At 72.4% G+C, this 5,341-nt stretch carries 6 protein-coding genes; 1 reads left to right on the top strand and 5 read right to left on the bottom strand.

Annotated features, from left to right (window positions below; genetic code table 11):
- Positions 1–33 precede the first annotated feature (33 nt).
- The 5 genes from ACWGIU_RS28690 to sigE form a co-directional block, all read right to left on the bottom strand.
- Positions 34–762, bottom strand: coding sequence for a hypothetical protein (locus ACWGIU_RS28690; protein ID WP_453710570.1), 729 nt, complete (start codon positions 760–762; stop codon positions 34–36).
- A 139-nt stretch (positions 763–901) separates the two neighbouring features.
- Positions 902–1,345: a sec-independent translocase gene (locus tag ACWGIU_RS28685; RefSeq protein WP_453710569.1), complete on the bottom strand. Its 444-nt coding sequence runs from the start codon at positions 1,343–1,345 to the stop codon at positions 902–904.
- 156 nt (positions 1,346–1,501) lie between these two features.
- Complete coding sequence (locus tag ACWGIU_RS28680) at positions 1,502–2,914, bottom strand: trypsin-like peptidase domain-containing protein (RefSeq protein WP_453710567.1); 1,413 nt, start codon at positions 2,912–2,914, stop codon at positions 1,502–1,504.
- A 54-nt stretch (positions 2,915–2,968) separates the two neighbouring features.
- Positions 2,969–3,634 (bottom strand): zf-HC2 domain-containing protein, encoded by a 666-nt coding sequence (locus tag ACWGIU_RS28675; RefSeq protein WP_453710565.1) that lies wholly within the window; start codon positions 3,632–3,634, stop codon positions 2,969–2,971.
- Positions 3,631–4,410: an RNA polymerase sigma factor SigE gene (gene sigE / locus ACWGIU_RS28670; protein WP_453710563.1), complete on the bottom strand. Its 780-nt coding sequence runs from the start codon at positions 4,408–4,410 to the stop codon at positions 3,631–3,633. The genes ACWGIU_RS28675 and sigE overlap by 4 nt, the downstream gene beginning before the upstream one ends.
- Before the next feature lie 177 nt (positions 4,411–4,587).
- On the opposite strand from sigE, the gene ACWGIU_RS28665 reads away from it, so the two are divergent.
- Entirely contained in the window at positions 4,588–5,250 is a 663-nt protein-coding gene (locus ACWGIU_RS28665) for an O-methyltransferase (protein ID WP_037919526.1), read from the top strand.
- Positions 5,251–5,341 lie beyond the last annotated feature (91 nt).

Raw genomic sequence — 5,341 nt, 5'->3', positions numbered from 1 at the left:
GGCGCCCTTCCCCGTACCGGTCCCCGCTGCCCGCTACTGGTACGAGCCGAGGTCCGCGATCGCGGAGAAGCCGAGACCGTAGGCGCTCATCCCGCGGCCGTACGCGCCCAGGTGGACCCCGCTCCCGGTGGAGCCGGCCAGCACCCAGCCGAACTCCGACTCGCGGTAGTGGAACGGCGTCGGCTCGCCGTCCACCGGCAGGGACAGCGTGGACCAGTCCTCACCGGCCAGGTCGTCCGCCAGCTCCCACGCGGCCTCGGTCTGCTGGTCCAGCCAGTCGTCGCGCAGCGCGTGGTCCATCTGCCCGGGCCAGCTGTACGCCAGCAGCCCGGAGCCGGCCAGCCAGGCCGCCGAGGCGACCGAGGTGGCCTCAAGGACGCCGGTGCCGTCGCCGCTGCGGCGCAGCGGATTGCTCGCCACGGTGATGACGACCGCGAACCGTTCCTTCTCGCCGGTGGCTAGCTCGCCCCGGGCGGAGGGCTCGTCGCCGTGACCGGTGGAGCCGTGCTCGACCGTGCCGTCCGCGGCCACGGCGACCTGCATGAGCCAGCGGGGGCCGGTGAAGGCCCCGTCCAGCCCGTACCAGGGGAAGTCGGCAGCCAGGAACCCCTCGGCCGTCCGGCGGGCCGCCGGTACGGGCGCGGGGGCCTCTTGTGGCTGTGTATCGCTGTCCGGGCCGGTATCCGGCTCCTGGGCGGGTGCTGCGGCGGCGGCGGCCTCCGCGGTCTGCGCCCCTACCCGGCTGCTGCTCGTCGTCTCCATCTGGGCGGCCTCTCGTTCCGTGGGGTCCGGAACGGCCCTCTCCCTCGCTGTGCTGGGGGGACCCCCTCCCTCGGGCGTCCTGCGATCCGGACAGATGGAGGATAGCCATCCGACCGCGGATCGCCGGGCAGGCCGCGCGTCAGGTGGCGTCGGCGTCGAAGCGCGAGCGCTCCTCCGCAGCGGGAGCGGCGGGCTTCTTCAGCAGGTCCGGGCCGGTCACGGCGGGCGTGGCGGCGGCCGGGGAGGTCTGGGCGGCGCCGGCCTCCGAGCTCTTCACGGCGTCCGAGACATCGTTGAGCTCCTTGCGGAGATCGAAGCTGGTGCGGAGCTCCTTGAGGTCCTCGTTCTCGGTCAGCTGCTTGCGGATGAAGGTCTTCGGGTTCAGGTCCTCGAACTCGAAATCCTTGAACTCGGGGCCGAGTTCGGAGCGGATGTCATTCTTCGCACTGTCCGAGAACGCCCGGACCTTGCGGATGAAGCCCGTGACGTCCTGAATGACCTTGGGCAGCTTGTCCGGTCCGAAGACGAGGATGCCGAGCACCACGATCGTGACGAGTTCGAGTGCGCCTATGTCGTTGAACACCTTGCCGCTCCTCGGCTCTGTATCACTTCGGGCCCCGACACACGGTACCCGGCGTTGTCCACGCACCCATACCTGCGTACCGGCTCCGCAGCCGTTTCTCACCCAGACTTCGTCCGGACTTCGTCCGGGAGACCCCCTGGGCGCGTCATCCCGCGCTCATGATCCGTTCGCCGATCCGAGAACCACTTCCAGTGTGCTTTCGCGGCCGTCACGGAGCACGGTGAGGGTCAGCCGGTCGCCCGGGCGGTGGGCCCGGATCTTGATGATCAGTTCGTCACCGCCGCGGACCCGCTGACCGTCCACCTTGGTGATCACGTCCCCGGCGCGGATGCCGGCACGCGCGCCCGGTCCGTCGGCGACCACGGACGGTTTGCCGTCCGCGCCCTTGTCCCCGACCCTGGCCCCGTCGCCCGCGTAGTCCATGTCCAGGGTGACCCCGATGACCGGGTGCGTCGCACGACCGGTGCGGATGAGCTCCTCGGCGACGCGCTTGCCCTGGTTGACGGGGATGGCGAAGCCGAGCCCGATGGAGCCGCCCTGCAGGGTCGGATCGTTCTTGTCGGCCCCGCGGATCGCGCTGTTGATGCCGACGACGTGGGCCTTCGCGTCGAGGAGCGGGCCGCCGGAGTTCCCCGGGTTGATGGGGGCGTCGGTCTGCAGTGCGTCGACGTAGCTGATGTCGCTGCCGTCGCCCTTGTCGCCGCCGGCGGTGACGGGCCGGCCGGTGGCGCTGATGATCCCGGCGGTGACGGTGTTCGACAGGTCGAAGGGCGCGCCGATGGCCACCACCGGGTCGCCGACCTTCACGTTCTCGGAGTTCCCCAGGCGCAGCGGCTGGAGCCCGCGCACGCCGTTGACCTTGACCACGGCCAGGTCGTAGCCGGAGTCGCGGCCGACCAGCTCGGCGGTGACGCTCTCGCCGGTGCCGAAGGTGACCGTTATCTCCTGGGAGTCGGCGACCACATGGCTGTTGGTCAGGATGTGCCCCTGCAGGTCGAGCACGAAGCCGGTGCCCGTACCGCTGCCCTTCGTGCCCCGCACGTGCAGGGTCACCACGCCGGGCAGTGCGGTGGCCGCGATCCCGGCCACGCTCTCCGGGGCCCGGCCCCGGTCCGCGGCGGCGGCCTGGGGCAGCTCCAGGCGGGTGTTGCTCCGCCGCTCGGCGAGGACGCCGAGGTAGCCGCCGACCCCGCCGGCGAGAAGGGCCGTTCCGAGGCTGAGGGCCACCACCTGCCACAGCCGGATCCCGCGCGGCGTCCGGCCCCGGTCCACGACCTGCAAGGGCTCGGCGCCCCAGGGGTCGTACCGCACCGCGGGGACCGCGGCCGGCACGTCAGGCGTCGTCGCGTCGGGGGGAGGCACGTCAGCGGTCGGCGCGTCCCGAGCCGGGTCCGGGACCTCCGGGGTCGTCGCGTCCGGAGCCTGGTCCGGGGCCGCGTCCTGTACGTGGTCCTCGCCCCCGGTTTCGGGCCGCGGCGCGGGAAGCCCCTCGCGACGGCCGCGCTCGGCCGTCCCCTCGGGCCGGCTCCACCAGTGCGGAGCCGGGTCGGTCTGCTGCCTGTCGGCCATGGGCGCTCCCCGCGTACCTATGCGCATGTGCCGAGGATTCAACCAGGTCCCGCGTCAGCGCAGCAGGGAGACCGGACGTGCCGGTGGCTGTGGGGAGGGCTGGAGCGGCGGCAGCGGGGTCGCCACGGCCGACAGAAGGGTCGGGACGGCCTCCGGGGTGGGCCCGCGGTCACGGGCCCCCTGATCGGCCGCGGGCAGGGCAGGGCCGGGCCTGGAGGCCGGGGCCGGGGAGTCACCCCGGAGGTTCGGGTCCACCTCCAGCGGCAGGGCACCACCGAGCGCGAGCGCGGCCAGCGAGACGGCCCCGGCGGCGACGAAGGCGAACCGGCGGCGCGGACGGCCCACCTCGTGGATGCGGAAGCCGTCCTGCGGCCGCGGCCGGGCGGCGACCGGCAACCCGTACGCGAACGCGTCGAAGGGGTCGGCGCTCGCGGAGTCGGCGGGACGGCCGGGACCCCCGGGGCCCGACGGATCGTCGAAGCCGCCGCCCGGCAGCCCCTGCAACCGCGCCAGCAGCCCCGCGGACAGCGGCGGCGGCGCGCTCTCCACGAACATGGTCTTCAGACGGCGCTGTGCGTCGGCCTCGGCCTTGCACCTGGCGCAGGTCGCCAGGTGGGCCAGGACCCGATCGCGCGCGTCGTGTTTCAGCTCCCCGTCCACCAGGGCGGCGAGCCGGTCGCCCAAGTGCTGTTCGGCAGGTGACGGACTGACGTCGCTCACTCGGTTCCGCCCTCTCCCCCGGCGGCGGGGGCGCCCATCGCCACTCCGGCCAGCGCGCGCTGCTCGGCACGGGCCTGCGGAGACCGGTGCTTGAGCGCCTTGCGCAGGTGCGAACGGCCCCGGTGGATCCGGCTGCGCACGGTGCCGAGCTTCACGCCGAGCGTCGCGGCGATCTCCTCGTACGACAGGCCCTCGATGTCGCACAGCACCACGGCCGCGCGGAACTCGGGGGCGAGGGTGTCCAGCGCCTGCTGCACATCCGCGTCGAAGTGGGTGTCGTGCAGGACCTGCTGCGGGGACGGCTCACGGCTCGGCAGCCGGTCGGCGGCGTCGTCGCCGAGCGCGTCGAAGCGGATCCGCTGCTTGCGGCGGACCATGTCCAGGAACAGGTTCGTCGTGATGCGGTGCAGCCAGCCCTCGAAGGTGCCGGGCGTGTACGTGGACAGCGAGCGGAAGACGCGGACGAAGACCTCCTGCGTCAGGTCCTCGGCGTCGTGCTGGTTACCTGTCAGACGGTAGGCAAGGCGGTAGACCCGCGCGCTGTGCGTGCTGACGATCTCCTCCCATGAGGGAGGTGTCCACGCCTGGGAGCCCGCATCGGCGGCAAAGGTCGCGGTGGTTGCGGCGTCGGCGGTGTGGAAGCGGTCAGCAATGTAGGTCACGGATTTCGGCTCACCCGCCGACCAGAAGAGGCGTCTCAGCACGCCCCCACGATCCACAGGCGCAGCCGCACCTCCCCTATCGGCTCTGGTGGTGTCCAGTGGAGTCCCTACCATAGCCACCCCCTCTGTCAGCTCCGTATAAGCGTTTTTGCAGTATCTTTACGCGAGACTTAAGCCCTGGAACGGTCCTGGCCGCCGATCTGCCCGGCGCCGTCCCCTCTTATCCCGCCTCCACCTTCACAACGCCCGGTCCCATCTGCGGGTTCCCGACGTCAACGGATACAGTCACCGTTGCGCCAACTATGGGGACAGGAGAGGGTCATTACCGGCAACCGGCAGACGAGCTGGGCGTTCGCCGACGCGTTTGTCGCCGAGGACGACGCTCTGCGATGGGCCCGCGACCGGTCCAGGGAAGCGGGCCTGAGGTCCGTCTCCCCCGGCACCGGGGCCGCGCTGCGCCTGCTGGCTGCTACCGCGGACGCCAAGGCGGTCGCCGAGATCGGCACCGGAACCGGCGTCTCCGGCATCCATCTGCTGCACGGCATGCGCCCCGACGGGGTGCTGACCACCGTGGATCCCGAAGCGGACCGGCAGGCTTTCGCCCGCCAGGCCTTCCGCGCCGCCGGCTTCGCGGGCAACCGCGCCCGCTTCATCCCCGGCCGCGCCCTCGACGTACTCCCGCGACTCGCCGACGGCGGATACGACCTCGTCTTCTGCGACGGGGACCCCGCCGAGTCCCTGGACTACCTCGCCGAATCGTTGCGGCTGTTGCGCCCCGGCGGACTGGTGTGCTTCGAGGGGGTCTTCTCCGACGGCCGTACGGTCGACTCGGCGGCCCAGCCGGTGGAGGTGCTGCGCGTCCGCGAGCTGCTGCGCAGCGTCCGCGAGAGCCCCGCACTGGAGGCCGCGTTGCTCCCGGTCGGCGACGGTCTGCTCTGCGCCGTGCGCCGCTAAGGGCTGTCCCGTAATCCCCGGCGGGCGCACGACGCCGGCCACGGCACCTCGCCGCGTTGTCGGAACGCCCGAATACGCCCAGTATGGGGGC

It is taken from the genome of Streptomyces sp. NPDC054840 (assembly GCF_053611065.1).
Note: the sequence above shows the minus strand (reverse complement) of the source record. Positions and strands in the feature narration are given on the sequence as shown.